This is a genomic window from Candidatus Arsenophonus triatominarum, from assembly GCF_001640365.1.
Classification (GTDB): domain Bacteria; phylum Pseudomonadota; class Gammaproteobacteria; order Enterobacterales; family Enterobacteriaceae; genus Arsenophonus; species Arsenophonus triatominarum.
Genome location: NZ_LWMI01000007.1, coordinates 144992 through 171781, shown reverse-complemented (window position 1 = coordinate 171781; position 26790 = coordinate 144992). Strand labels below are relative to the sequence as shown.

Genomic DNA, 26790 nt, shown 5'->3' with positions numbered 1-26790 from the left:
CTTGCAAATTAACCATTGCTTTTAAGCCATTTCTGGAGTTTTATATGCTTCACGAGTTTCGCACCAATAAAAAAACGCTCTATTTTTAAGTTTAATTCAACATAATATATAAATAAAAAAAATCTTATAAATTAAAAGCAACTTATTGTAATTTAAACAAATTTATACGTTTTAGTAACTTGCAAATTAACCATTGCTTTTAAGCCATTTCTGGAATTTTATATGCCTGTGCGAAACTCGTGAAAATATCATAATCGACTTTATGTTATAAACCTAAAGCATATTTAAGTAGCTTTTTCTTAACTGTATTTAGTCTTTGTACTAACATTAATGCTAAATTTCGGCCTGATTTTACACCCGCTAGCTGAGAACTAAACAGTGTATAAATAGTATCCATACCGGCCTGCATCAATTTGTTATCTGGCATCCTATCCTGTTGATAAGTCAGTAAAGTTTTTCGAGCATAAAAAGGTAATAAATAGGTCTTTGCATTAATCAATATTTTCAACAAACTATCAACATCACGGTAACCAAGATTAACGCCCTGACCGGCAAGTGGATTAATAGTATGAGCAGCATCGCCAATCAACGCTAGCCCCTCTTCAACATAACGATTAGCATGATGGCGGGTCAGTGGAAAACTCCCTTTAGCAACAACTTGCAGTGAGCCAAAGCGAGCAGGAAAAGCTGCCATAATTTCTTGCTTAAGCTGCTCCAGGGACATAACTTGCAGTTGTCTAATTCGGGCAGGTTTATCATACCAAACCAAACAGGCCCAATGATCAAATAACGGCAAAAATGCTCGCGGACCAGAAGGAAAAAATTGTTGCCAAGTAATATCCTGTTGCGGTTGGTCCATCTTAACTGTAATAAGCAGACATGATTGATTATATTGCCAACCGCTACTGCCAATTCCAGCTAAAGGTCGCACCTGAGAACATGCGCCATCAGCAGCAATAATTAACTTTGCCGATAGTCGCTGATTATTACTTAAAGTCATTTCCCACTGTTGATTCTGACGCTGCATTGCTACCAATTTGGCGGGACATAACAAGCTAAGATTGGGATATTGAAAAAATTGTTGCCATAATGCCAATTGCAAAACACGGTTTTCAACCATATAACCCAGTTCAGGTAAACCAAGGCTGTCTGCTTCAAACATCACATGTGAGTTTTCCCCTTCCCACGTTTCTAACCTTCGATAAGGGGCTGCGCGCATATTTAAAACACTATTCCACACACCAAGTTGCTTAAGTAGATCCACCGAAGTATAACTTAGCGCTGAAACGCGTAAATCAGGCTGCTCTAACGGATCGAAAGGTGCAGGTTTAGTGTGTTCAAGTAACAGGATCTGCCAACCTTCTTTGGCCAATCCAATTGCCATGGCTGCACCTATCATACCGGCACCAACCACTACAATGTCATAATTTTCATCTATTCTATTCATATCAACTTAGCTATCAATAGTCATCAATCTAATAGTAGGCCTAGTTTTTCTTAAGTCATTTACTAATAATCTATCCAACATACTGGTCACCGATGCCCCAAACGAATACAATACATATCAAAATTTTCTAATTTAATACATAATGTTCCCAGTATGACAGATTTTGCTACTGAAAACTTCGGATATACAAAATGTTGACGAATAAAAAACTATACATTAAAACCTGGGGCTGCCAGATGAATGAATACGATTCATCAAAAATGGCTGACCTGCTCAACAGCACCCATGGATATCAATTAACAGAGATAGCCGAAGAAGCCGATATTCTACTGCTAAATACCTGCTCAATTCGTGAAAAAGCGCAAGAAAAAGTATTTCATCAATTAGGGCGTTGGAAAAATCTAAAAGATATTAATCCCGATATTATTATTGGTGTTGGTGGTTGTGTCGCTTCACAGGAGGGGGATTTCATTCGTCAACGGGCTCCCAGTGTTGACATTATTTTTGGCCCACAGACTTTGCATCGTCTACCAGAGATGATCAATCAAGTCAAAGGTACACGTAGCCCAATCGTCGACATCAGTTTTCCAGAAATTGAAAAATTTGATCGATTACCGGAACCTCGAGCAGAAGGCACTTCAGCTTATGTTCCAATTATGGAAGGCTGTAATAAATACTGCTCATTTTGTGTCGTTCCTTACACGCGTGGTGAGGAAGTCAGCCGACCATGTGATGACGTTTTATTTGAAATCGCACAATTAGCTGCGCAAGGTGTGCGTGAAATTCACTTATTGGGTCAAAATGTCAATGCCTATCGTGGGGCAACTTTTGACGGTGCAATTTGTTCATTTGCCGAATTATTACGTCTGGTTGCCGCCATTGACGGCGTTGATCGCATCCGTTTTACCACCAGTCATCCAATTGAATTTACCGATGATATTATTGCTGTCTATGAAGATACCCCTGAACTTGTTAGCTTCTTGCATCTTCCCGTCCAAAGTGGGTCAGATCGTATTTTGACGATGATGAAACGGTCTCATACAGCCCTTGAGTATAAAAGCATTATCCGTAAATTACGTAAAGCACGACCCGATATTCTCATTAGCTCAGATTTCATTGTTGGTTTTCCGGGTGAAACAGAAGATGATTTTCAAAAAACCATGCAGCTTATTGCCGATGTTAATTTTGATATGAGTTTTAGTTTTATCTACTCACCACGCCCTGGTACCCCGGCCGCTGATTTACCTGACGATGTAAGCAAAGATGAAAAAAAACAACGCCTCTATCTACTTCAGCAACGTATTAATCAGCAAGCAATGAATTATAGCCGAACAATGTTGGGTAGCATTCAACGTATTCTGGTCGAAGGACCTTCACGTAAAAATATTATGGAACTTTCCGGCCGTGCCGAAAATAATCGGGTGGTAAACTTCGAAGGTAGCCAAAATATGATCGGAAAGTTTGTTGATGTCGAAATTGTCGATGTCTATGCCAATTCTTTACGCGGTAAAGTAGTTAAAACAGAAGATAGTATGGCATTAAGGAGCCAAGAATCACCCGAATCGGTTATTGCACGGACACGCAAAGAAGACGATCTCGGTGTAGCAAATTACCAACCTTAATATTAAGTAGAGAGACTCAGTGATCGCAAAAGATAATCCACAAATTGCCACCAGCGAAATATTTTTAGAGCCAGCCGATAACCAACGGTCAATCAGCCTTTGTGGCCCGTTCGATGATAATATAAAGCAATTGGAACGTAGACTCGGTATCGAAATTAATCGTCGAAATAACCGTTTCAAATTGATTGGCAAACCACTTAATATCAATGCAGCTAGCAACATTTTTCGCCGCCTATATGTTGATACAGCCCTTATACGTGGCATTATCCCTAACATTGTCCCTGAACAAATCCACTTATCTATTATGGAAAGTCAATTTCTTGAGCAATCCGTTGAAAATATTGGCAGTTACGACAAATTTTAAACATTAAAATCAAACGAGGCGTTGTCAAACCACGTACAGCGAATCAGGCTCAATATATTGCTAATATACATAGCCATGATATCACTTTCGGCATTGGTCCTGCCGGAACAGGTAAAACCGATCTCGCCGTTGCTGCTGCTGTTGATGCTTTAGAACGTCGAAAAATACGTCGTATTCTACTCACTCGCCCCGCTGTCAAGGTCGGCGAAAAACTCGGCTTTCTGCCAGGTGATCTTAGTCCGAAAGTTGATCCTTATTTACGGCCTCTTTATGATGCCCTATTTGAAATGCTGGGTTTTGAAAAAGTAGAAAAATTGATTGAGCGCAATGTGATTGAAGTGGCTCCATTAGCCTATATGCGAGGTCGCACACTCAATGACGCTTTTATCATTCTTGATGAAAGCCAGAACACCACCATTGAACAGATGAAAATGTTTCTGACCCGCATCGGCTTTAACTCTAAAACCGTGACACCGGCGATGTAACTCAAATTGATCTGCCTCGTGGCCAGAAATCAGGTTTACGCCACGCAATTGAAGTACTTTCTGAAGTTAAAGAACTTAGCTTTAATTTTTTTCATAGTGATGATGTAGTACGCCATCCTGTAGTAGCAAAAGTGGTTATTGCCTACGAAAACTGGGAAACAAAAGAACAAGAACGGAAACAGTTACTTCGTCAACAAAAAGAACCATCAAGCGCCCTATAGAAAAGGAGATATTTGCTTGCAATCAGTTATTCTTGATCTCCAGCTGGCCTGTAGCGATCATAATGGATTATTACCCAGTGAAACGACATTCCAACACTGGCTTGAAGCTTTCCTGCCACAATTTCAATCTGAAAGTGAAATCACAATTCGTATTGTCGATATAGCAGAAAGCCAATATTTAAATTTGACATATCGAGGAAAAGATAAACCAACAAATGTGCTATCCTTCCCTTTTGAAGCGCCAGAAAATATTACATTACCCTTACTTGGCGATCTGATTATTTGTCGTCAAGTTGTTGAAAAAGAAGCGATTGAACAACAAAAAAACCAGGATGCTCACTGGGCGCATATGGTAATACACGGTTGTCTTCATCTATTAGGTTATGATCATCTAAATGACTTTGAAGCAGAAGAAATGGAGACAATAGAAACTGAAATTATGCAAAAATTGGGTTATCCTGATCCTTATCAGCATGAAAAAGCATAACTATAATGCTACCTTTATGCTAAATAATTATGATACGATAAACTACTTAGAGAAATTTTAATAAAACTCCATGAGCGACGACCATCCTACAAACAATGATAATCATCACTCGAAAAAGAGTTTTTTCGGGCGCCTAAATCAATTATTTCACGGTGAACCCAAAAATCGTGATGACTTAGTTGAACTCATTCGTGATTCAGAGCAAAAAGATGTTATTGATCCTGATACCAGAGAAATGCTTGAAGGGGTAATGAATATTTCCGACGAGCGTGTTCGGGATATCATGATCCCACGCTCTCAGATAGTAACCTTAAAACGAAATCAATCGTTAGATGAATGCCTTGATGTGATTATCGACTCAGCACATTCTCGTTTTCCAGTAATTAGTGAAGATAAAGACCATATTGAAGGTCTATTAATGGCTAAAGATTTACTGCCATTTATGCGTACTGATGCTGAACCTTTCACTATCGATAAAGTATTACGTCCCGCCGTTGTTGTGCCTGAAAGTAAACGTGTTGATCTGTTATTAAAAGAGTTCCGTTCACAACGTTATCATATGGCAATTGTCATCGATGAATTTGGTGGCGTTTCTGGTTTGGTGACAATCGAAGATATTCTCGAATTAATTGTTGGTGAAATTGAAGACGAATATGATGATGAAGAAGACATTGATATTCGCCAGTTAAGCAAACATGCTTACTCTGTTCGTGCGTTAACCCAAATTGATGATTTCAACAAAGCATTTAGCACGCGCTTTAATGATGAAGAAGTTGATACCATTGGTGGCTTGGTGATGCAAGCATTTGGACATTTGCCTGCCCGGGGGGAAGTCATCACAATTGATGGTTATATGTTTAAAATTACCATGGCTGATAGCCGCAAAATCATTCAAGTTCAGATAAAAATTCCTGATGAAGCACCTATCCCAAATCTTATAGAAGAATAGCATTAATGAAAAAAATGCCACTCTATCACCGTCAGTGGTTACGAGCTTTGATCGCGTTAATTTTCGGGCTCTGCGGAACACTGGCTTTTTCACCTTTTGATATTTGGTTAGCCGCTCTTTTTTCTCTTTTTGGCTTACAGCTGCTAATTGTTAATTGCTCAAGCAAACAAGCAGGTTTAATAGCGTTTTGTTGGGGAATTGGTCTATTTGGCAGTGGTATTAACTGGGTTTATGTCAGTATTGCCGATTTTGGTGGTATGCCATTAGTGGTTAATGTCTTTTTAGTCATCTTACTGGCAGCTTATTTATCACTTTATCCCGCGCTATTTGCTTATCTACTCAATCGATTCTTTCCGCGCCTTAGTATTGCTCGCTTTATTTTTGCCGCACCAGCAATATGGCAAATAACTGAATATTTACGTGGCTGGATACTAACTGGTTTCCCTTGGCTGCAATTTGGTTATAGTCAAATCGACGGGCCACTTAAAGGCATCGCTCCGATATTTGGCGTTGAGATGATAACATTACTACTGCTGATTATTAGTAGTTGCTTAGTGTTTACTTGCCTAAAACGCAGAATTATTCCGCTAATTACAGCAATTATCTTATTATTGTTACCCCTAATATTTAAAAATTATCACTGGTTCACGCCGGTCGCAGAAAAAAAATCACAAATTGTTTTAGTTCAAGGTAACATCCCGCAAAGCTTAAAATGGCAACCAGGATTTCTCGAACAAACCATTAGTACTTATCTCGATCTCTCTAAACCTTATTTTGGCAATGCCAATATCGTTATCTGGCCTGAATCCGCTATTCCATCGATAGAATTGGATAATAACGTTTGGCTAACCTCATTAGATAAACTACTGCGCTTACAAAATACTCGCCTAATTACTGGTATAGTTGATGCTAAACCAAGCACACAGGGAGTGAGTAATTTTTTTAGTAGTATTATTGTGTTGGGAGAAAATAAACCTTACCAATATCCAACCAGTAATCGTTATCAGAAACACCACCTGGTGCCTTTTGGTGAATTTGTACCATTAGAAAATATTCTTCGACCAATTGCCCCTTTATTCAATTTACCAATGTCAAATTTTAGTCGTGGTGATTATGAGCAACAGCAGTTAATTGCTGGTAATATTCATCTAACTGCTGCTATCTGCTATGAAATTATTTTAGGCTCCCAAGTTAGAGACAACTTTAAATCAGATACCGATTTTCTATTAACGCTTTCAAATGATGCATGGTTTGGGCATTCTATCGGCCCATGGCAGCACTTTCAAATGGCGCGCATGCGGGCACTCGAGCTTGGTCGACCACTATTGCGTGCCACTAATAATGGTGTTACAGCAGTGATCAAACCTAATGGTGATATTCAGGCAGAACTTCCTCAATTCACTCGCTCAGTATTAAATACTGAGGTAACACCAACATCTGGTCTTACACCTTATGCACGTTGGAATAACTGGCCTATGTGGGCATTGGTTGCCCTATTTATCATATTGGCATGTTTTATTAAGCAAAAAGAAGACTAATCAATTTAGCATATATTAATCATCATCATGTCTTAACAACCGATGATACGGTTTTATCTTGTTTATTGATATTTATCATTAAATTTAGTTAATGAGCTCTTTTATTATAATTATTTGTTAAAACATTAACATTTTATTAATTTATATAGATTTATGCTGGTTAGCTATCTGAAAAAGGACTATTAATGATTTCTTTAAAAAATGTTTCTAAATGGTATGGACAGTTTCAGGTGCTTACTGATTGTTCGATGAATGTCAAAAGAGGGGAAGTTGTCGTTATTTGTGGCCCTTCCGGTTCAGGTAAATCAACATTAATAAAAACCATTAATGGCTTAGAACCGATTCAACGTGGTGAGATATATATTGATAATATTCATGTTAATGACAAAAAGACAGATTTGGCTAAATTGCGCTCAAAAGTCGGTATGGTATTTCAACATTTTGAATTATTCCCTCATCTATCAATTATTGAGAACTTAACACTAGCACAGATAAAAGTCTTAAACAGAGATAAAAAAACCGCTGAAAGTACTGCCTTAAAATTATTAGAGCGAGTTGGATTAGCTAACCATACCAATAAATTTCCAGCTCAATTATCTGGTGGGCAACAACAACGCGTTGCCATTACCAGAGCACTCTGTATGGATCCGATTGCGATGCTTTTTGACGAACCGACCTCCGCATTAGATCCAGAAATGATCAACGAAGTACTTGATGTAATGATAAAGCTTGCTAATGAAGGAATGACCATGATAGTAGTCACTCACGAAATGGGATTTGCTAAAAAAGTTGCTCATCGAATGATTTTTATGAACGAAGGAAAAATTATTGAGGATAGCAATAAAGACGATTTCTTTGCTGCGCCGAAATCAAAACGTGCTAAAGAATTTCTTGCTAAGATCATACATTAATTCCTCTATCCTTATTGGGTGACAAAAATCGTCGCCCAATCGGCTAATAACATTAAAATATAGCTAGGCGACTTAATTTTGATTACAGCATATGTATTAAAAACAGGTCATCGATAGTGCATCCTGTTTCCATCTTTTTACGTTTAGCTTGAGACCATTTATGTTCTATAGGATTTAAATCTGGTGAATACACAGGCAAATATTCTATCTGGTGTCCTGCGTTTATAATTGCCTGTTCAATATTCTTACCTTTGTGAAAGCTAGCGTTGTCCATAAAAATAACAGAATTTTCAGGAAGTTCTGGGAGCAATATTTTTGTGATCCAAACATAAAAAACATCACGGTTAATATTGCAATCAAATAATCCGATAGCAAAAAGGGTTGTTCCCAATAAAGCGCCAATAACATTTGTTCTTCCCTTAGCACCCCAGTTTTTCAGGCCAAAACAACGGTGACCTTTTGGGGAATAGCCGTGAGTTCGTGGAGTGTCATGTGAAAAACCACTTTCATCAATAAAAACAACAGATTTATCTTTTTTTTCATACTGTTGTCTTTTTTGCTGATGTGCCAGCCTGTCGCTTTCGTTGGTTTTTGGATGGAATAGAGTTTTTTTTTATAGGTTAATCCCAGCTTTTTAAGGGATTGCCAAATAGTCTTTTTACAAACACCGAATCGCTCTGCCCGTTCCTTTTGGTAAGCATCTGGATACTGTTCCACATCTTTTGCTAAAGCATTTTTATCGAGCTTCCTCTTACGTGGCGTTGAATTTTTTGGCTCTGGTCGTTTAAGCCAACGTACTAAAGACGCTTTTCCAATACGGAATTGTTTCGCAGTTTCTCGAATTGTTAAACCTTCGGCTTTCCTTACAGATATTACTTTACGTCGAAAATCAATTGTATAACTCATAACACACCTTGTAATCAAAATTAAGTCGCCTAGCTATAGCGCCTAAAGCGGGCTAGACTGACCATCTAAAATGCTACCCTCTAAAACAACACATCATTTGCATTAATAAAATTAATTTAACTTGATCGTTAAATAACCTGAGTTCGGGATAAGAAATAAACACGAGTCTCGCACCAATAAAAAAACGCTTTATTTTTAAGTTTAATTCAGCATAATATATAAATAGACAAAATCTTATAAATTAAAAGCAACTTATTGTAATTTAAACAAATTTATACGTTTTAGTAACTTGCAAATTAACCATTGCTTTTAAGCCATTTCTGGAATTTTATATTCCTGTACGAAACTCGTGATAAAGTGAAAGTCTTGCTATTCAAATAGTTGAATGCGCATATTTCGTTAAAATACTCTAACAATCTGGTTAAAGAGTAGAGCATTGTTAAACAATTATGGAAAATCTTACTGAACTTTATTGCCTGATGGATGATTTTTGTAAAGACTTCGAGCCAAAAATGCATGAAATTTTGCTGAATAACGGTAATAAGCGTCGTAGACGGTCTACTCAGCTTTCATTGGCTGAAATGATGACACTGGTTGTTTTGTTTCATCAACTCCGATTCAGCCAATTCAAGGTATTTTATCTCTATCATGTCCGTTTATATCTCAGGAAGGAATTTCCTAACTTGCCATCATATTCACGCTGCGTAGAGTTACTTCCGCGCAGTACCTTAGCTTTAACGGTTCTGTTTGAGTCAATTAAGGGAAAGTGCACGGGTCTGTCGGTTACCGATTCTACTCCGATAGCTGTGTGTGATAACTTACGGATCCGCCGGCATAAAGTCTTCGATGGGATAGCTGAACAAGGAAAAACCTCAACAGGTTGGTTCTTTGGTTTCAAACTTCATGTAATTATCAATCATTTGGGGGAAATACTCAGTTTTCGACTTACACCAGGAAACACAGATGATCGGAAACCATTACCTGAGCTGATGAAAGATCTTTCTGGTTGTTTGTATACGGATAAAGGGTATTTATCGGCTTCATTGAAACAGCAACTGAAAACAATGGGAATTAACCTTATAACGAATATCAAGAAGAAAATGAAGCCTGTTGAACAGACTTGTTTCGACAAAGCCATCTTGCGTCATCGTTCTGTCATTGAAACGGTATTTGATGAGTTAAAAAATCTTTTTCAGATAGAGCATACGCGGCACCGCTCTCCTGCTAACTTTGTAGTGAATTTATTAGCTGTGCTGGTTGCATATTGTTTAATTCCATCTAAACCAAAGATACCGGTGGCAGGAACATCTCTTCAAGCATAATTGATAATGCTTATCTCGAACTCAGGTTAAATATTTATCAATAGTTGTTGTTAGAGGCATTTATCCGCTATTCTATGCAGATCTAAAATATACTATATCATTCGCGGCCAATGCCGCATTATCGCCATAGGAACATCGGTGTCATGCAAGAACAATATCGACCAGAAGAGATAGAGCAATACGTACAACGTCATTGGGAAGAAAAACAATCATTTAAAGTAATAGAAGATAATAACAAAGAAAAATACTATTGCCTGTCAATGTTACCTTACCCATCTGGTCAGCTACATATGGGGCATGTTCGCAACTATACCATTGGTGATGTTATCTCACGTTATCAACGCATGCTAGGCAAAAATGTGCTGCAACCTATCGGCTGGGATGCTTTTGGTCTACCGGCAGAGGGTGCCGCAGTAAAAAATAATACCGCTCCAGCACCTTGGACTTATACCAATATCGATTACATGAAAAATCAATTAAAAATGCTCGGATTTGGTTATGACTGGAGTCGAGAGGTCACAACTTGTACACCGGAGTATTATCGTTGGGAGCAATGGTTTTTTACTAAGCTTTATGAAAAAGGTTTGGTTTATAAAAAAACCGCTACCGTTAACTGGTGTCCAAATGATTTAACGGTGTTAGCAAACGAGCAAGTCATTGATGGTTGCTGCTGGCGTTGTGATAACCCTGTCGAACGCAAAGAAATTCCCCAATGGTTCATAAAAATTACCGCTTATGCTGAAGAGCTACTTAATGATTTAGATAAACTCGATGGCTGGCCAGAGCAAGTTAAAACCATGCAGCGTAATTGGATCGGCCGCTCAGAAGGGGTTGAAATTACCTTTGAACTGGCAGACATGGATGAAAAGCTAACTGTCTATACTACTCGGCCGGATACTTTTATGGGGGTGACTTATCTCGCTATTGCAGCAACTCATCCGTTAGCAAAAAGCGCGGCAAAAAAAAATGCTAAACTTAGCACTTTTATTGATGAATGTCGTAATACCAAAGTTGCTGAAGCAGAAATGGCAACCATGGAAAAAAAAGGTATTGCCACCAATTTGTTCGCAATTCACCCGCTAACTAATGAAAAAATTCCGATCTGGATAGCCAATTTTGTGTTAATGGAATATGGTACAGGGGCAGTAATGGCGGTTCCAGGGCATGACCAACGTGACTGGGAATTCGCAACCAAATATCATTTACCGATCAAAGCGGTTATTGCTGATAATGAAGGACAGATCCCCGATCTAAAAGCGGGTCCGTTGACTGATAAAAATGCACTGATTAATTCAGGCAAATTTAGTGGCATGGACAACGAAACAGGCGCTAATGCGATTGCCGATAAACTGGTTTCACAAGGTTCGGCGCAACGTAAAGTCAATTATCGTCTACGTGATTGGGGGGTTTCTCGCCAACGTTATTGGGGAGCACCAATTCCTATGGTAACCATGGAAGATGGTTCTGTCATGCCAGTACCAGAACAACAACTACCTGTCATCTTACCTGAAGATGTGGTAATGAATGGCATCACAAGTCCTATCAAAGCCGACTCACAATGGGCCAAGACTAACATCAATGGTCATGCAGCATTACGTGAAACGGATACCTTTGATACCTTTATGGAGTCTTCCTGGTATTATGCCCGTTATACCTGTCCTAATTATGACCAAGGGATGCTAGATCCAGCCGCGGCCAATTACTGGTTGCCTGTTGATCAATATATCGGTGGTATTGAACATGCCATTATGCATCTATTATATTTCCGTTTTTTCCACAAACTAATGCGTGATGCAGGCTTAGTAAATTCTGATGAACCAGCTAAACGCCTGTTATGTCAAGGAATGGTATTAGCCGATTCCTTTTATTGCTTAGGTGAAAATGGACAACGAGTTTGGGTGTCACCCGTTGATGTAACTGTTGAACGGGATGAAAAAGGTAAGATTGTCAAAGCAACTGATCAGCATGGACATCAACTCTCCTATACAGGGATGAGCAAAATGTCTAAATCGAAAAATAACGGTATTGTTCCACAATTAATGGTAGAAAAATATGGGGCGGATACGGTTCGCTTATTTATTATGTTTGCCGCTCCGCCGGAACTTACTTTGGAATGGCAAGAATCAAGTGTAGAAGGTGCAAATCGTTTTGTTCGTCGTCTCTGGCGCACCGTTTTTGAACATACGCAAAAAGGTAAAACAGCGCCATTAGATAGCACCAACCTTACGACAGAGCAGAAAAACCTGCGGCGTGATCTACATAAAACCATCGCTAAAGTGACCGATGATATCGGCCGCCGTTATGCATTTAATACTGCGATTGCTGCTATTATGGAGTTCATGAATAAACTGACGCGAGCCTCCCATGATAGTGAACAGGATCGGGCATTAATACAAGAATCTTTAGAGGCTATTGTGCGGATGCTGTCGCCCATTATCCCCCATGCTTGCTTTATCCTGTGGAAAGCACTTGGTCAGCTGGAAGATATCGATAATGCGCCTTGGCCAGTTGCTGACGAACAAGCAAAAATAGACGATACTAAATTAGTCATTATTCAAGTTAATGGTAAAGTTCGTGGGCGTATTACTGTCGATATCAATGCATTACAAGATTCTGTGTTAGCTATGGCAACGCAAGAATATGGTGTGGCAAAATACCTTGAAGGTATGAACATCCGTAAGGTAATTTATGTGCCAGGCAAGCTGTTAAACCTTGTTGTCGGCTAACTTAATAAGGAGACCATGTGCGTTATTTAATTACCTTATTTCTAAGCTTAGCCATGTTGATCACGGCTGGCTGCGGATTTCGCCTACAAGGTACGACGCAAATACCTGAAGAACTAAAAACATTAAGATTAAGTAGTGATGATCCCTACGGCCCGCTGGCACGTGCAATTAGACAGCAATTACGCCTAAATAATGTCAACTTAATCGATGAAAATCTTCAGAATGTGCCGATTTTAAAAATAGTGGGGTCATCTGAAAACACCAAAACCGTTTCCATCTATCAAGACGGTAAAAGTGCAGAAAAACAATTAAATTTCTGGGTCAGCGCACAAATTATCCTCCCTAACGGCACTGTTTATCCGATCAAAACACGCGTCGAGCGCGCTTTCTTCGACAATCCGTTAGAAACACTAGCTAAAGACGCCGAAAACGAACTTGTTAAACAAGAAATGCGTGAACAAGCGGCTCGCCAGTTAATTCGTAAATTACTGATCGTTCATAGCACTATTCAGAATGAGCCAGAAGGATCAGTAGTTGTCGAGAAAGCGCTATCGGTAGACTCAGAATGATCCGTATTTACCCTGAGCAGCTAATTTCGCAGCTTACTGATAAGCTGCGAACCTGTTACCTGATTTTTGGCAATGATCCGCTTTTATCACAAGAAAGCATGGATAAAATTTATCAAGTTGCTCAACAGCAGGGTTTTTCTGAACGTTATACCTATTCGCTAGATACAAGCACCGACTGGGACACTATTTATCATCTTAGTCAATCACTTAGCCTATTTGCTAGCCGACAAATCCTGATCTTAATATTACCTGAAAGTGGCCCCACAACCGTCATAGCGGAAAAGCTGCTTAAGTTGGCTGAATTATTACATCCTGATTTATTACTCATATTATGCGGCGGCAAATTAACGAAAGCACAAGAAAATAGTGCCTGGTGCAAAAAAATAGGCCAAGATGGAGTCTATATTAATTGTCTAACACCAGAACAGTCCAGATTACCTCAATGGGTAACCCAACGAGCAAAAGCCATATCTGTTACTTTAGATAAACAAGCTAATGAGCTTCTTTGCTACTGCTATGAAGGCAATTTACTAGCTCTTAACCAAGCTCTTGAACGTTTATCACTCTTATATCCCGACGGTAACCTCACCCTACCTCGTGTCAAAGAGGCGGTAAATAATGCCGTTAATTTTACACCTTATCATTGGGTTGATGCGCTACTTGCAGGTAAAATTAAACGCGTTTGGCATATCCTACAACAATTACAACGCGAAGATCATGAAGCAGTGATTCTATTACGTATAATTCAACATGAACTCATATTGCTTTTGACATTAACACAACAAAATAGCGATAAAGATTTAAAAAAATTATTTGATCAGCATAAAATTTGGCAAGCCCGCCGCCCTCTCATTAGCGCTGCGCTACAGCGTTTATCACTTCGCGAACTACAGCTTGCAATACAGTTAATTACCCATGCTGAATTACATTTAAAACAAGATTATGGCCACTCAATTTGGCCAAAATTAGAAACTTTATCTATGCTATTGTGCGGTAAATCACTGCCCGAGAGTTTTATTAATGACTCAACAAACTAAGCAAACAGCTAATTCTAAATCTATTCAAGCACTATTTGGTGGTACCTTTGATCCTATTCACTATGGTCACTTACTTCCCGTTGAAGCGCTAGCCAAGCAAGTCGGTTTACAACAGGTTGTTTTACTTCCCAATCATGTGCCACCCCATCGCCCACAACCTGAAGCAACCGTTCAACAAAGATTGGCAATGATAAAATTAGCTATCAAAAATAATCCGCTATTTAGTATTGATACCCGTGAACTTAAACGTAAAACTCCCTCTTATACCGTTGAAACACTACTCTCTTTTCGGCAACAAATCGGTAGGCAAAAACCACTAGCCTTTATTATCGGACAAGATTCACTACTATCAATCAATACCTGGTTTGATTGGCAAAAAATTTTAGATCTTTGTAATTTATTAGTATGCGCTCGCCCAGGCTATACCACTTATTTTTCAATTCCATCAATGCAACAATGGCTAAAACATCATCAAGTGCATGAGCCGGAAATACTCAGCCATAAACCCTGTGGTGCCATATATCTGGCTGATACTCCCTTATTAAATATTTCTGCAACTGAAATTCGTGAACGAAAACGTGATAGAAAAAGTTGCAAAGATATATTGCCACCTGCAGTTTTGCGTTATATTGATAAACATCATCTTTATCAAAATTGCTCATAATTAACCAATAAATATAAAAAATTGACAAAAATACCCTTAAACTATTGTGAGTATATAAGGTGATTGGTAATATTTTGGCGCTTTTTACATTGCTGATGAAAATAAGGCATAATTTCCGATACTTTATCTTAAAACTAATTAAAATATTCAGCTGGTTGGTTTTACTAAAAATTAGATTAAAATATAGATTATCTTATGCTTATTTCTTTCAACAGAATTTTATAACTGAATAAAATATAACATTAATATTTTTTTATTTAACTTGAAATTAAAGGTGAACCTTTGCAAGGAACTGAACTCCAACAATTTATTATCGACAGGCTTGTCGATACAAAAGCGCAAGATATTGTCACTATTGATGTACGTGGAAAATCTAGCATTACCGATTGCATGATAATCTGTACCGGAACATCTAATCGCCACTTGACATCAGTTTCGGACAAATTAATTGAATCATGCCGTAAGACAGGAATAATTCCTCTGGGTGTTGAAGGACAAGGTGTTTCTGATTGGATCGTTGTCGATTTAGGCGATGCAATTGTTCATATCATGCAAAAAGATAGTCGCCGTATGTATGAACTTGAAAAACTCTGGAGTTGAATTTGAAATTACAACTGATTGCCGTTGGTAGCAAAATGGTTGATTGGATCCAAACCGGTTTTCAAGATTATCTTCATCGTTTTCCAAAAGATATGGCTTTTGAACTCATAGAGATCCCTGTGGGAAAAATACTGATCTCAAACGTATCATCGAGAAAAGAAGGAGAACAGAGTTGGCAAGGGTAACCGCATAATTACCCTTGATATACCAGGCACAAGCTGGACAACTTGCTGAACAATAAGATCAACGGAAACAAGATGGACCTAATATTAGCTTTCTAATTGGTGGCCCAGAAGGTCTTGCCTTTGCCTGTAAAGCAGCAGCAGAACAAAGTTGGTCACTTTCATCCTTAACAATTCCTCATCTTTTAGTTCGAATATTTGTTGTAGAGAGCCTTTACCGGGCATGGAGCATTACAACAAATCATCCTTACCATCGGGAATAACATATTTATGTAGGTTTTTAGTGTGAATGCGAAGAAAGAAACAAAAAAAAAGAAACTCACCCCTTTTCGCGATTACACCGCTGAATCTACTCTATTCATTCGTCGGGCGTTGATAGCTTTTATTATCATTGTGATATTAGTAAGTATTTTAATTGCTAATCTTTATCATCTACAAGTGGTTCGCCATGAAGACTACCAAACTCGCTCCAATGATAATCGGATAAAATTGGTTCCTGTTCCACCTAGTAGAGGTATTATTTATGACAGAAATGGTATTCCTCTCGCGTTAAACCGAACATTTTATCAGTTAGAAGTCATTCCTGAAAAAGTCGCTAATTTAACAGAACTATTGGCACAATTGCGTGATGTGGTTGATCTCACTGACGACGACATTGCAAACTTCAAAAAAGAGCGTAAACGTTCACGCCGCTTTACCTCTATACCGTTAAAAACCTCACTAGATGAAGTGCAAGTTGCACGTTTTGCCGTTAATCAATACCTATTCCCCGGGATTGAAGTCAAAGGTTACCAACGCCGCTATTACCCTTATGGCTCAGCGCTAACGCATGTTATTGGTTATGTAGCCAAAATTAATGATAAGGATATAGAACGTCTAGAAAATGATGGTCTACTAAAAAATTACACTGCCACCCATGATATTGGTAAATTAGGTATAGAACGGTATTACGAAAATATTTTACATGGCAAAACAGGCTATGAAGAGGTCGAAGTTAATAGTCGGGGAAAAGTCATACGCCAACTTCATGAACAAGCACCTCAGGCAGGCAAAGATATTTATCTCACTATTGATCTCAATTTACAAATTGAGATCGAAAAGTTGCTCACCACCAGCCGAGCTGCCGTTGTTGTAACAGATCCTCGCAACGGAGAAGTACTAGCGCTGGTATCTACCCCGAGCTATGACCCTAATCTATTTGTTAATGGTATCTCTAATAAAGATTACCAAGCTTTATTAAATAATCCTAATCGCCCGCTAATTAATAGAACTACCCAGGGATTATATCCGCCGGCCTCAACCGTTAAACCATTTATGGCGGTCGCAGCGTTAAGTGAAAATATTGTCACCGCCAACTCCACCATTTTTGATCCTGGTTGGTGGCAGTTACCAAATTCCGAAAAACGTTACCGAGACTGGAAAAAATGGGGACACGGTAGATTAAATGTCGTTAGAGCCATTATCGAATCAGCCGACACCTTTTTCTACCAGGTTGCTTATGATATGGGTATCGATCGTATCTCCGATTGGATGCAGAAATTTGGCTATGGGCATTATACTGGTATTGATCTTGCCGAAGAACGTTCTGGCATTATGCCAACCCGGAAATGGAAACTAAAACGCTACAAAAAACCTTGGTATCAAGGAGACACTATTCCAGTCGGCATCGGCCAAGGCTATTGGACCACAACGCCGATCCAAATGGCAAAAGCATTAATGACGTTAATTAATGACGGCACGGTTAAAATTCCCCATCTACTTTATGGCACTAAATTAGGTAATGCTATGCTGCCTTATGAGCAGAAAGAGCATATCCAAATTGGTGATATTCATTCAGGCTTTTGGGAGTTAGCTAAAGAAGGTATGTATGGCGTTGCTAATGCACCAAACGGTACAGCACGTAAAAGTTTTGCCAACACTCCCTACAAAGCTGCTGTCAAATCAGGTACGGCGCAGGTATTCAGTTATGAAACCTATAATGCAAGTAAATTGGCTGAGCACTTGCGTGATCATAAATTAATGATTGGATTTGCCCCTTATCAAAAGCCGACCGTTTCCGTTGCTATTATTCTAGAAAATGGTGGGGCTGGACCGGCCGTTGGCGATCTTGTCCGCAATATTCTTGATTATGTATTGCTTGGTAAAAAAACGATATCACAAACACCAGATACCAATGTATCTCCAGAAGAAGATCAGTAATATATGACCGATAAATCACATAAATTACCTATTTGGACACGTTTACATATTGATATTCCAATGTTGCTGATTATTCTTGCCTTAACGATATACAGTGTCATGATCATGTGGAGTGCTAGTGGGCAAGACATTTATATGATGCAGCGTAAGCTGATACAAATCGCGATTGGATTTGTTGTCATGATTGTTATGGCGCAGATTTCACCGCGTATCTATGAAAATTGGGCGCCCTACCTGTATATCTTTTGCTTAATGCTGTTAATTTTTGTCGATGCATTTGGGCAAATCAGTAAAGGTGCGCAACGATGGTTAGATCTTGGCTTCGTTCGTTTTCAACCGTCTGAAATTGCTAAAATTGCGGTTCCATTGATGGTTGCACGTTTTGTCAATCGCGATCTCTGCCCCCCCACCCTAAAAAATACCCTGCTGGCATTGATACTTATATTTCTCCCCACATTACTGATTGCCGCTCAACCTGATCTGGGCACATCTATTTTAGTTGCTGCCTCCGGTTTGTTTATCCTGTTCTTAGCTGGTATGAATTGGAAATTGATTGCCATTGCGGCCACGGGTATCGCTTGCTTTATTCCTATTCTATGGTTCTTTCTTATGCATGATTATCAACGAGATCGTGTTATGATGTTACTCGATCCAGAAACAGATCCACTTGGTGCTGGTTATCATATTATCCAATCTAAAATTGCTATTGGCTCAGGGGGATTATTTGGCAAAGGCTGGTTACATGGCACGCAATCGCAATTAGAATTTCTACCAGAACGCCATACTGATTTTATTTTTGCCGTATTAGCTGAAGAGCTCGGGTTAATTGGCGTAGTTATTTTACTGGTATTATATCTACTACTAATTATGCGAGGGTTAATAATTGCAGCTAATGCACAAAATACCTTTGGTAGAGTTATGGTTGGTGGCTTAATGTTAATTCTGTTTGTCTACACATTTGTCAACATTGGCATGGTTAGCGGTATCTTACCTGTAGTGGGTGTTCCTTTACCGTTGGTAAGTTATGGCGGCTCGGCATTAATCGTTTTAATGGCTGGATTTGGAATTATTATGTCAATCCATACCCACCGAAAATTTCTGTCAAAAAGCTTATAATCACGAGGTCTGTAATGCACTACCACTGGCTTATATTTAGCATTACTATAGCACTTTTAGCAGGCTGTGTTTCTCAAAGTAAACAAAATATCAATATGCCTATGGCGCCGGTACAAGATATATCAGGAGCAGAGCCGCGTTACGAACCTTATCACTCTGGCGCTAATAATGACTATCAACTTAATGGCCAAACTTATCAAATAGTAAAAGATCCTGCCCATTTCAGTGAAACAGGCTTTGCTAGCATTTTTGGCTCTGAAGTTATCGGTAAAACAACTACGACGGGTGAAAAAGCCAGCCCTTATGAGTTCACAGCTTCACACCCTACTTTACCTATTCCAAGTTATGCCCGTATTACTAATTTAATCAATGGCAGAATGATGATAGTCCGCATTAATGATCGAGGCCCCTATATAGCCGGTAAAAATATAGCGCTATCACAGGCAGCTGCCGATCGGTTAAATTTAATGCTAACTACACGTATTAAAATTGATCCAATTTTAGTTTCCCCTACCGGCAACTTAACTGGACCTGGCACGATTGGTGTTAATATTACGAAGCAGAGTTATGCCTTGCCTAAACCACCAAAATTAGAGACCCACTCCTCAAGCAGCAATCAATCAACAGCAGAAAATTACACTCACCAACCCGCTTTATCTCAATCAATACAATCAACAAAAATCCCTAATACGGTATCAACCAATATGGTGAGTCAAAATAATCCTGCTAATCCGTCGTCAATGAAATCAACAAGCGTGGCTACTGAACGTTATTTCGTACAAATAGGCGCGTTAAGTGATCAGGCTAGAGCAGCAACATGGCAACAGTCTGTTTCAAAAAAGCTAAACACACCTGGGCGTATTCAACCATTTAATAATATCTATCGCGTGCAGCTTGGCCCTTTTCAAAATGCTAAAATAGCGGAACAAATAAAAAACAAAATATTAATAGAATTAAATCAATCGAGCATTATCATAAATACCGAATAATCTATTGATTAATCAATAAAATCTCATTAGAGTAAAATAAAAAGCAACTGACCAGGCATCTCTGTTTCAGAAATAGTATATGACTTTTTAAGCTGATATTACGATGCCCACTCTATTAACATATTGCCAGCGGATCCCGTATATTATTATGAAATATGCAATTTTCTCCCGTTCTATTGGTAGCCTAATACTTAATATTAGCCTTATATTTTCCAGCACTCTATTTGCTAATAGCAATAATGCTATGCAAATCAACGTGATCCCTTCTGCACCAAATATTGACGCTGAAGCTTATATTCTTATTGATTATTATTCAGGCAAAGTGTTAGCGGAAAAAAATGCCGATCAACGTCGTGCCCCTACCAGTCTGACTAAAATGATGACAAGTTATATCATTGGTCAAACAATTAAAGCCGGTAAAATTAGCATGAACGATATCGTCACTATCGACGAGAATGCCTGGGCCACAGGTAACCCAGTGTTTAAAGGCTCTTCGCTGATGTTCTTAAAACCCGGTGATCGTGTCTCTGTATCTCAATTGATACGTGGTATTAATTTACAATCTGGTAATGATGCTTGTGTGGCAATGGCTGAGTATGTGGCGGGTGACGAAGCCAGTTTTGTCAAATTAATGAACAACAATGTTCAACAGCTTGGTTTAAAAAACACCCACTTTCTTACTGTACATGGCTTAGATGCTGATGGACAATATAGTTCCGCACATGATATGGCGCTAATCGGCCAAGCGCTGATCCGCGATGTTCCGGAAGAATATGCCATTTACAAAGAAAAAGAGTTCACTTTTAATAAGATCCGTCAATTAAATAGAAATGGTTTGTTATGGGATAAAAGCCTGAATGTAGATGGCATTAAGACAGGACACACTGCCGCGGCAGGTTACAACCTGGTTGCCTCCGCTACCGAAGGGAATATGCGACTCATATCTGTTGTATTAGGTGGTCATAGCAGTAAAGGGCGAGACACCGAAAGCAAAAAATTACTCACTTGGGGCTTTCGCTTTTTTGAAACCGTTAAACCATTAGAAGGCGGGGTGGAGTTTGCCTCTCAACCGGTTTGGTTTGCTAATACTGATCAAGCAAAATTAGGTATTGAAAACGATCTCTATCTGACCATTCCCCGTGGTCGTATGAAAGATTTAAAAGCTAGCTATACATTAAACAATATTGAACTACAGGCACCATTAGCGAAAAACCAAGTTGTTGGCACCATTAACTTACAATTAGATAATAAGATCATTGAACAACGGCCGCTCGTTGTCTTGAAAGAGGTCGATGAAGGTGGATTTTTTAGTAAAATATTAGATTATATTAAATTGCTTTTCCAGCGCTGGTTTGGCTAAAGATTGAAAAATAACATTGCAACCTCCTTATGGTAAATATATTCAATTTATAACTTAATTTTTTATTTAAGAAATATGAATAAATATACTATCTAAATCATATAACATTTAATATTGCAATAAGCGTGCTGGTAGTATTTTAGGAGAAGCTATGAAAACCAAACTGCATGAGTTACTAGAGTTTCCTTGCTCATTTACCTACAAAGTGATGGGGCTTGCTAAACCTGAGTTAACAGATCAAATCGTTGAAGTGGTTCAACGACATGTTCCGGGTGATTATGTACCATCGGTTAAACCAAGTAGTAAAGGTAACTTTCACTCAGTATCAATTACCATCACAGCAACCAATATTGAACAAATAGAAAAACTGTACGAAGAATTAGCTAAACTAGAATTAGTTCACATGGTGTTGTAGACATAAATTATTGTTGCGCTTGAAATTATAAACCCGAAGATAGCAGATTTTCGGGTTTATAATTTCAAGTGTCACGCTAACTATACTAGCAAGAATAATTTATGCAGGTTATACTGCATAATCATTGCGTATCCCTATCAGTGGCAGAAAAAGTTTGTTAAAAAAAACCATTATATTACGTCAATTTGGGCTGCATGCTTACCAACCCATTTCTGATGAGATGCATCAGTTTACTAAAAAACGCACGGTTGATACACTAGATGAACTTTGGCTAGTGGAACATTACCCTGTTTTTACCCAAGGCCAAGCGGGTAAAAAAGAGCACCTACTCGCGCCCGGGAATATTCCAGTTATCCAATCTGATCGTGGCGGACAAATCACTTATCATGGCCCCGGTCAGCAAATAATGTATATTTTATTAGACTTAAAGCGTAATCAAATTGGTGTGAGAGAGCTGGTAACTACACTGGAAAATACGGTAATTAACACTTTATCCGAATTTAGTATTACCGCCTACGCACAGCGCGAAGCCCCCGGGGTTTATGTTGAACAAAAAAAAATATGCTCTCTCGGGTTACGTATTCATAAAGGTTGTTCGTTTCATGGCTTAGCATTAAATATTAATATGGATCTTGCGCCCTTCGAACGTATTAATCCTTGTGGCCATGCCGGTATGCAAATGACGCAACTAAATGATTTAGTCCCTGGCAGCCAGGTTAAAGATGTCGAACCTTTATTAATAAAACATTTCTGCAACCTAATAGGATTTCAACTTGCAGAATAAGTTGTTACAATTTTTGTATAATTATTAAAAAAATTGAAACATGACATAAATAATGATCACATGTGATAGCATAAAATATATCTATTATTGATCCGCAGCAGGAACCTAATGGAACTGGCATAATTATGAGTAGACCAATTAAAATGGAGCGTGGTGTTAAATATCGTGACGCTGATAAAATGGCACTGATCCCTGTCAAAACAATAAGAACGGATCATACAGAAATTTTACCTAAACCTGAGTGGATGAAAATAAAACTTCCCGCTGATTCCAGCAGAATAAAAGAGATAAAAAACGCAATGCGTAAGAATGGCTTACACTCAGTCTGTGAAGAAGCCTCTTGTCCTAACCTCGCTGAATGCTTTAATCACGGTACCGCCACTTTTATGATTTTAGGGGCTATCTGTACTCGTCGCTGTCCATTCTGCGATGTTGCCCATGGACGTCCTAATGCCCCTGATCCTAATGAACCAGCAAAATTAGCAGAAACCATTAAAGATATGGGATTAAAATACGTTGTTATTACTTCAGTAGATCGTGATGATCTGCGCGATGGAGGAGCCCAACATTTTGCTGACAGCATTACCGCTATTCGAGAGAAAAATCCAAACATCAAAATAGAAACGCTAGTGCCTGATTTCCGCGGTCGTATGGATCTCGCCTTAGCAATTTTAGCCGCTGCGCCACCCGATGTTTTTAATCACAATCTTGAGAATGTTCCGCGTATCTATCGCCAAGTACGTCCTGGCGCTAATTACGAATGGTCATTACAACTACTAGCAAAATTCAAGCAAATGCATCCTGAAATACCGACAAAATCAGGATTAATGGTTGGACTAGGTGAAACTAATGAAGAAATAGTTGATGTTATGCGAAACTTACGCCGCCACGGCGTTACCATGCTAACCTTAGGCCAATATCTCCAACCCAGTCGGCATCATTTATCAATAAAACGTTATGTCAGCCCTAAAGAATTTGAAGAAATGAAAAATGAGTCAATAGCAATGGGCTTCACACATGTAGCCTGTGGCCCATTAGTACGCTCATCTTATCATGCAGATTTACAAGCGAAAGGCATAGAAATTAAATGATTTATCATTTAATTTCTATGCCAATATAAAAACCCGTCTCAATAATTGAGACGGACTATTATAAATTCTTATAGTAAATCAAATAGCGACAGCGTTTATAGCAGATGGCCCTTTCTCCCCCTCAGTAATATCAAACTCAACTTTCTGACCTTCGGCCAAAGTCTTAAAACCTTCGGTTTTAATAGAACTGAAGTGAACGAACACGTCTTTACTGCCATCTTCTGGAGTGATAAAACCAAAACCTTTTACTTCGTTGAACCACTTAACGCTACCTTTAACTTTTGACATCAATATTACCTTTACATAAATAAAAACACACAGTTTGTGTCTTATATAGTACAGCAAAAATTATGCTTCATTGTCTACTACTAAGATCACGAAATTAATAAAAAACTTAAATTATCATTGTAATATAGGATAACAACCTAAAAAACCAATAATAGTGTTTATAAATGTTTATTATAACATTTTTAGCCAATTTTTCGACTATTTCCATTCTTTTCATAATCTAAAAGCCAACTTTTTATATCTAACCCACCGCTGTAACCTACTAATTTACCATCATGACCAATAACACGATGACACGGAATAATAAGCGCAATAGGATTACGCGAATTCGCCATACCAACTGCTCTACAGAAATTAGCAGAACCTAGTGCAATTGCGAGTTCCTTATAACTCCAACATTGGCCATACGGAATTTCACCAAGTTGCCACCAAACTCTTTTCTGAAAATGGGTACCGGAAGGATTCAATATGACAGAAAAATTGTCTCTTTCACCATTAAAATATTCCTGTAATTCTTTTATACACTGTTCGGTATGAGCATTTTTACGTTCTTTTTCATTTATTTGGTTAACAAAATCAACACCGATTATTCCATTATTATCAGCGGTAATGTGAATGAAAGGTCTTGGAAAACCTTTTGGGGTAGAAAAATAATGGTGGTACATAACCACTTCCTTAAAATAGTGAACTATTTTAACAATTCATTTTATCCCGCAAACAAAATTACCGCTGTTGGCAAAAATATTTCTGCCTATTGGAATATTTGTTAAAAAATATAATAAAAATACAAATTAGATAACAGTATATATAGTATGGTTTAATAAAAATAAATCAAGATATAGTATTTATAATGGCTGATCAATTGTAAACTTAGTCATTACCAAATTAAGGAGCCAACAATGAATATTATCGTCTACAGTAAACCAGATTGTGTACAGTGCAATGCAACTTGTCTAGCACTAAAACGTAAAAATTTACCTTATGATGTCGTGGATCTAACCCAAGATCATGAAGCATTGCGTTTTATTACCAAATTAGGCTATCAGCAAGTACCCGTTGTTATAGCCGGTAAGCAACATTGGTCAGGCTTTCGCCCTGATATGATCAATCAATTAGCTAGTAATTAACATAATATGATGAAAACTCAGTCACTTATTTACTATTCCAGTAAATCGGAAAATTGCCATCGCTTTGTGCAAAGATTGGGCTTCCCTGCTACACGCATTCCTATTGATACGAATGAGATACTACCAAATGCGACCCAACCTTACGTTTTAGTGCTCCCTACCTATGGTGGCGGTGGCACAACCGGTGCTGTACCCAAAGCTGTTATTTACTTTTTAAATCAACCCCAAAATCGAAAGTTTTTACGGGGCGTCATTGCATCAGGAAATAGTAATTTTGGTGAAACTTACGCTATAGCAGGCAACATTATTTCCGCTAAATGCCAAGTACCATTGCTCTATCGTTTTGAATTACTCGGTACTGAACGGGATCTTCAACAAGTACGCCAAGGGTTACAACAATTTTGGCAACAACAAATGCAGTGAAGTAATACGGGAGCTTTCTTATGACAGTACAGCCTCAAGAACAACTCGATTATCATGCACTCAATGCAATGCTAAACCTGTATGATAAAGATAATAAAATTCAACTCGATAAAGATAAGCAGGCGGCCCATCATTACTTTCGCCACCATGTCAATCAAAACACGGTTTTTTTTCATAATTTACAAGAAAAACTGGATTTTTTAGTAGCAGAAAATTATTACGACTCGGCAATACTGGCACAATATGCATTTATTTTTATTAAAAAACTTTTCCAGCAAGCCTATAACCACAAGTTTCGTTTTCAAACATTTCTTGGTGCTTTTAAATATTATACTAGCTACACCTTAAAAACTTTTGATGGTAAGCGTTACTTAGAGCGTTATGAAGATAGAGCTTGCATGGTTGCTTTGACGCTTGCACAAGAAAATCAAGAGTTAGCTAGTCAAACTGCTAGATGAAATTATTAGTGGCCGCTTCCAACCAGCAACGCCCACTTTTTCAAATTACGGTAAAACAACAGCGAGGTGAACTGGTAGTATCTTGTTTCTTACTACGAATAGAAGATAACATGGAATCGATAGGCCGTTCTGTCAATTCCGCCTTGCAACTTTCAAAACGTGGCGGTGGCGTAGCTTTCTTATTGACTAATTTATGTGAAGCTGGGGCACCGATAAAACTCATTGAAAACCAATCTTCTGGCGTAGTACCTGTAATGAAAATGCTAGAAGATGCCTTCTCTTATACCAATCAACTTGGCGCAAGACAAGGGGCTGGAGCAGTCTATCTGCACGCCCATCACCCTGATATTTTAAGCTTTTTAGATACTAAACGTGAAAATGCCGATGAAAAAATCCGGATTAAAACCTTATCACTGGGTGTAGTTATCCCGGATATTACCTTTCATCTAGCTAAAAACAATCAAGATATATATCTTTTCTCACCTTACGATATTGAGCGCTGTTATATAG

Annotated in this window: 24 protein-coding genes and 4 pseudogenes; 23 read left to right on the top strand and 5 right to left on the bottom strand. The window is 38.4% G+C overall.

The window, feature by feature from the left end; all coding sequences use genetic code 11:
* Positions 1-265 precede the first annotated feature (265 nt).
* Positions 266-1447, bottom strand: coding sequence for a 3-demethoxyubiquinol 3-hydroxylase (ubiF, locus tag AYJ55_RS05980; RefSeq protein ID WP_063654882.1), 1182 nt, complete (start codon positions 1445-1447; stop codon positions 266-268).
* A 191-nt stretch (positions 1448-1638) separates the two neighbouring features.
* Between ubiF and miaB the strand changes: the two genes are divergently transcribed.
* The 6 genes and pseudogenes from miaB (at position 1639) to AYJ55_RS05950 (ending at position 8024) form a co-directional block, all read left to right on the top strand.
* Entirely contained in the window at positions 1639-3069 is a 1431-nt protein-coding gene (miaB, locus tag AYJ55_RS05975; RefSeq protein ID WP_063654880.1) for a tRNA (N6-isopentenyl adenosine(37)-C2)-methylthiotransferase MiaB, read from the top strand.
* Between the two features lie 43 nt (positions 3070-3112).
* Positions 3113-4139: pseudogene (locus AYJ55_RS05970) on the top strand (PhoH family protein).
* Positions 4140-4155: 16 nt separating this feature from the next.
* Entirely contained in the window at positions 4156-4626 is a 471-nt protein-coding gene (gene ybeY, locus AYJ55_RS05965) for an rRNA maturation RNase YbeY (RefSeq protein WP_063654878.1), read from the top strand.
* Positions 4627-4696: 70 nt separating this feature from the next.
* Positions 4697-5575 (top strand): CNNM family magnesium/cobalt transport protein CorC, encoded by an 879-nt coding sequence (gene corC, locus AYJ55_RS05960; protein ID WP_063654876.1) that lies wholly within the window; start codon positions 4697-4699, stop codon positions 5573-5575.
* A 5-nt stretch (positions 5576-5580) separates the two neighbouring features.
* Positions 5581-7113 (top strand): apolipoprotein N-acyltransferase, encoded by a 1533-nt coding sequence (gene lnt, locus AYJ55_RS05955; RefSeq protein ID WP_063654874.1) that lies wholly within the window; start codon positions 5581-5583, stop codon positions 7111-7113.
* Between the two features lie 185 nt (positions 7114-7298).
* Complete coding sequence (locus AYJ55_RS05950; RefSeq protein ID WP_063654872.1) at positions 7299-8024, top strand: amino acid ABC transporter ATP-binding protein; 726 nt, start codon at positions 7299-7301, stop codon at positions 8022-8024.
* Positions 8025-8106: 82 nt separating this feature from the next.
* Here the strand turns inward: AYJ55_RS05950 and AYJ55_RS25125 are convergent, their stop codons facing one another.
* Positions 8107-8595 (bottom strand): IS630 family transposase, encoded by a 489-nt coding sequence (locus AYJ55_RS25125; RefSeq protein ID WP_063653499.1) that lies wholly within the window; start codon positions 8593-8595, stop codon positions 8107-8109.
* A 17-nt stretch (positions 8596-8612) separates the two neighbouring features.
* Positions 8613-8930, bottom strand: a pseudogene (locus tag AYJ55_RS32710) (IS630 transposase-related protein); the annotation flags it as partial.
* A gap of 449 nt (positions 8931-9379) precedes the next feature.
* Between AYJ55_RS32710 and AYJ55_RS05940 the strand changes: the two are divergent.
* The 14 genes and pseudogenes from AYJ55_RS05940 to lipA all read left to right on the top strand — a co-directional run bounded on the left by AYJ55_RS05940 (position 9380) and on the right by lipA (position 23984).
* Positions 9380-10252, top strand: a complete 873-nt coding sequence (locus tag AYJ55_RS05940) for an IS982 family transposase (protein ID WP_063654870.1) — start codon at positions 9380-9382, stop codon at positions 10250-10252.
* Between the two features lie 143 nt (positions 10253-10395).
* Positions 10396-12978, top strand: a complete 2583-nt coding sequence (gene leuS, locus AYJ55_RS05935) for a leucine--tRNA ligase (protein WP_063654868.1) — start codon at positions 10396-10398, stop codon at positions 12976-12978.
* 17 nt (positions 12979-12995) lie between these two features.
* Positions 12996-13547, top strand: a complete 552-nt coding sequence (gene lptE / locus AYJ55_RS05930; protein WP_063654866.1) for an LPS assembly lipoprotein LptE — start codon at positions 12996-12998, stop codon at positions 13545-13547.
* Positions 13544-14584 (top strand): DNA polymerase III subunit delta, encoded by a 1041-nt coding sequence (gene holA, locus AYJ55_RS05925; protein ID WP_063654864.1) that lies wholly within the window; start codon positions 13544-13546, stop codon positions 14582-14584. The genes lptE and holA overlap by 4 nt, the downstream gene beginning before the upstream one ends.
* Positions 14568-15248 carry a nicotinate-nucleotide adenylyltransferase gene (nadD, locus tag AYJ55_RS05920; RefSeq protein ID WP_063654861.1) on the top strand — a complete coding sequence of 227 codons (681 nt, stop codon included), beginning with the start codon at positions 14568-14570 and terminating at the stop codon, positions 15246-15248. Before holA ends, nadD begins: the two co-directional genes overlap by 17 nt.
* A gap of 282 nt (positions 15249-15530) precedes the next feature.
* Positions 15531-15848: a ribosome silencing factor gene (rsfS, locus tag AYJ55_RS05915; RefSeq protein ID WP_063654859.1), complete on the top strand. Its 318-nt coding sequence runs from the start codon at positions 15531-15533 to the stop codon at positions 15846-15848.
* 2 nt (positions 15849-15850) lie between these two features.
* Positions 15851-16293: pseudogene (gene rlmH, locus AYJ55_RS05910) on the top strand (23S rRNA (pseudouridine(1915)-N(3))-methyltransferase RlmH).
* Positions 16294-16315: 22 nt separating this feature from the next.
* Positions 16316-18229, top strand: a complete 1914-nt coding sequence (mrdA, locus tag AYJ55_RS05905; RefSeq protein WP_063654857.1) for a peptidoglycan DD-transpeptidase MrdA — start codon at positions 16316-16318, stop codon at positions 18227-18229.
* Positions 18230-18232: 3 nt separating this feature from the next.
* On the top strand, positions 18233-19345 hold the full coding sequence (gene mrdB / locus AYJ55_RS05900; RefSeq protein ID WP_063654855.1) for a peptidoglycan glycosyltransferase MrdB: 1113 nt from the start codon (positions 18233-18235) through the stop codon (positions 19343-19345).
* Between the two features lie 14 nt (positions 19346-19359).
* The gene (rlpA, locus tag AYJ55_RS05895) at positions 19360-20334 is read left to right on the top strand and encodes an endolytic peptidoglycan transglycosylase RlpA (protein WP_063654853.1); all 975 of its coding nucleotides are present in this window, start codon (positions 19360-19362) and stop codon (positions 20332-20334) included.
* A gap of 148 nt (positions 20335-20482) precedes the next feature.
* Positions 20483-21694 carry a D-alanyl-D-alanine carboxypeptidase DacA gene (dacA, locus tag AYJ55_RS05890; RefSeq protein WP_063655140.1) on the top strand — a complete coding sequence of 404 codons (1212 nt, stop codon included), beginning with the start codon at positions 20483-20485 and terminating at the stop codon, positions 21692-21694.
* A gap of 151 nt (positions 21695-21845) precedes the next feature.
* The gene (gene ybeD / locus AYJ55_RS05885) at positions 21846-22109 is read left to right on the top strand and encodes a DUF493 family protein YbeD (protein ID WP_063654851.1); all 264 of its coding nucleotides are present in this window, start codon (positions 21846-21848) and stop codon (positions 22107-22109) included.
* 154 nt (positions 22110-22263) lie between these two features.
* The gene (lipB, locus tag AYJ55_RS05880; RefSeq protein WP_162505347.1) at positions 22264-22893 is read left to right on the top strand and encodes a lipoyl(octanoyl) transferase LipB; all 630 of its coding nucleotides are present in this window, start codon (positions 22264-22266) and stop codon (positions 22891-22893) included.
* Between the two features lie 125 nt (positions 22894-23018).
* Positions 23019-23984, top strand: coding sequence for a lipoyl synthase (gene lipA / locus AYJ55_RS05875; RefSeq protein WP_063654849.1), 966 nt, complete (start codon positions 23019-23021; stop codon positions 23982-23984).
* A gap of 78 nt (positions 23985-24062) precedes the next feature.
* Here the strand turns inward: lipA and cspE are convergent, their stop codons facing one another.
* Together cspE and AYJ55_RS05865 are read right to left on the bottom strand one after the other, a co-directional pair.
* A complete protein-coding gene (cspE, locus tag AYJ55_RS05870; RefSeq protein WP_063654847.1) occupies positions 24063-24272 on the bottom strand; it encodes a transcription antiterminator/RNA stability regulator CspE in 210 nt (69 codons plus the stop codon).
* A 182-nt stretch (positions 24273-24454) separates the two neighbouring features.
* A complete protein-coding gene (locus tag AYJ55_RS05865) occupies positions 24455-24937 on the bottom strand; it encodes a methylated-DNA--[protein]-cysteine S-methyltransferase (RefSeq protein ID WP_063654845.1) in 483 nt (160 codons plus the stop codon).
* 234 nt (positions 24938-25171) lie between these two features.
* On the opposite strand from AYJ55_RS05865, the gene AYJ55_RS05860 reads away from it, so the two are divergent.
* The 3 genes and pseudogenes from AYJ55_RS05860 to AYJ55_RS28205 form a co-directional block, all read left to right on the top strand.
* On the top strand, positions 25172-25399 hold the full coding sequence (locus AYJ55_RS05860; protein WP_032116215.1) for a glutaredoxin family protein: 228 nt from the start codon (positions 25172-25174) through the stop codon (positions 25397-25399).
* Between the two features lie 9 nt (positions 25400-25408).
* Positions 25409-25822 carry a class Ib ribonucleoside-diphosphate reductase assembly flavoprotein NrdI gene (nrdI, locus tag AYJ55_RS05855; RefSeq protein ID WP_063654843.1) on the top strand — a complete coding sequence of 138 codons (414 nt, stop codon included), beginning with the start codon at positions 25409-25411 and terminating at the stop codon, positions 25820-25822.
* Positions 25823-25842: 20 nt separating this feature from the next.
* Positions 25843-26786: pseudogene (locus AYJ55_RS28205) on the top strand (ribonucleotide reductase N-terminal alpha domain-containing protein); the annotation flags it as partial.
* Positions 26787-26790 lie beyond the last annotated feature (4 nt).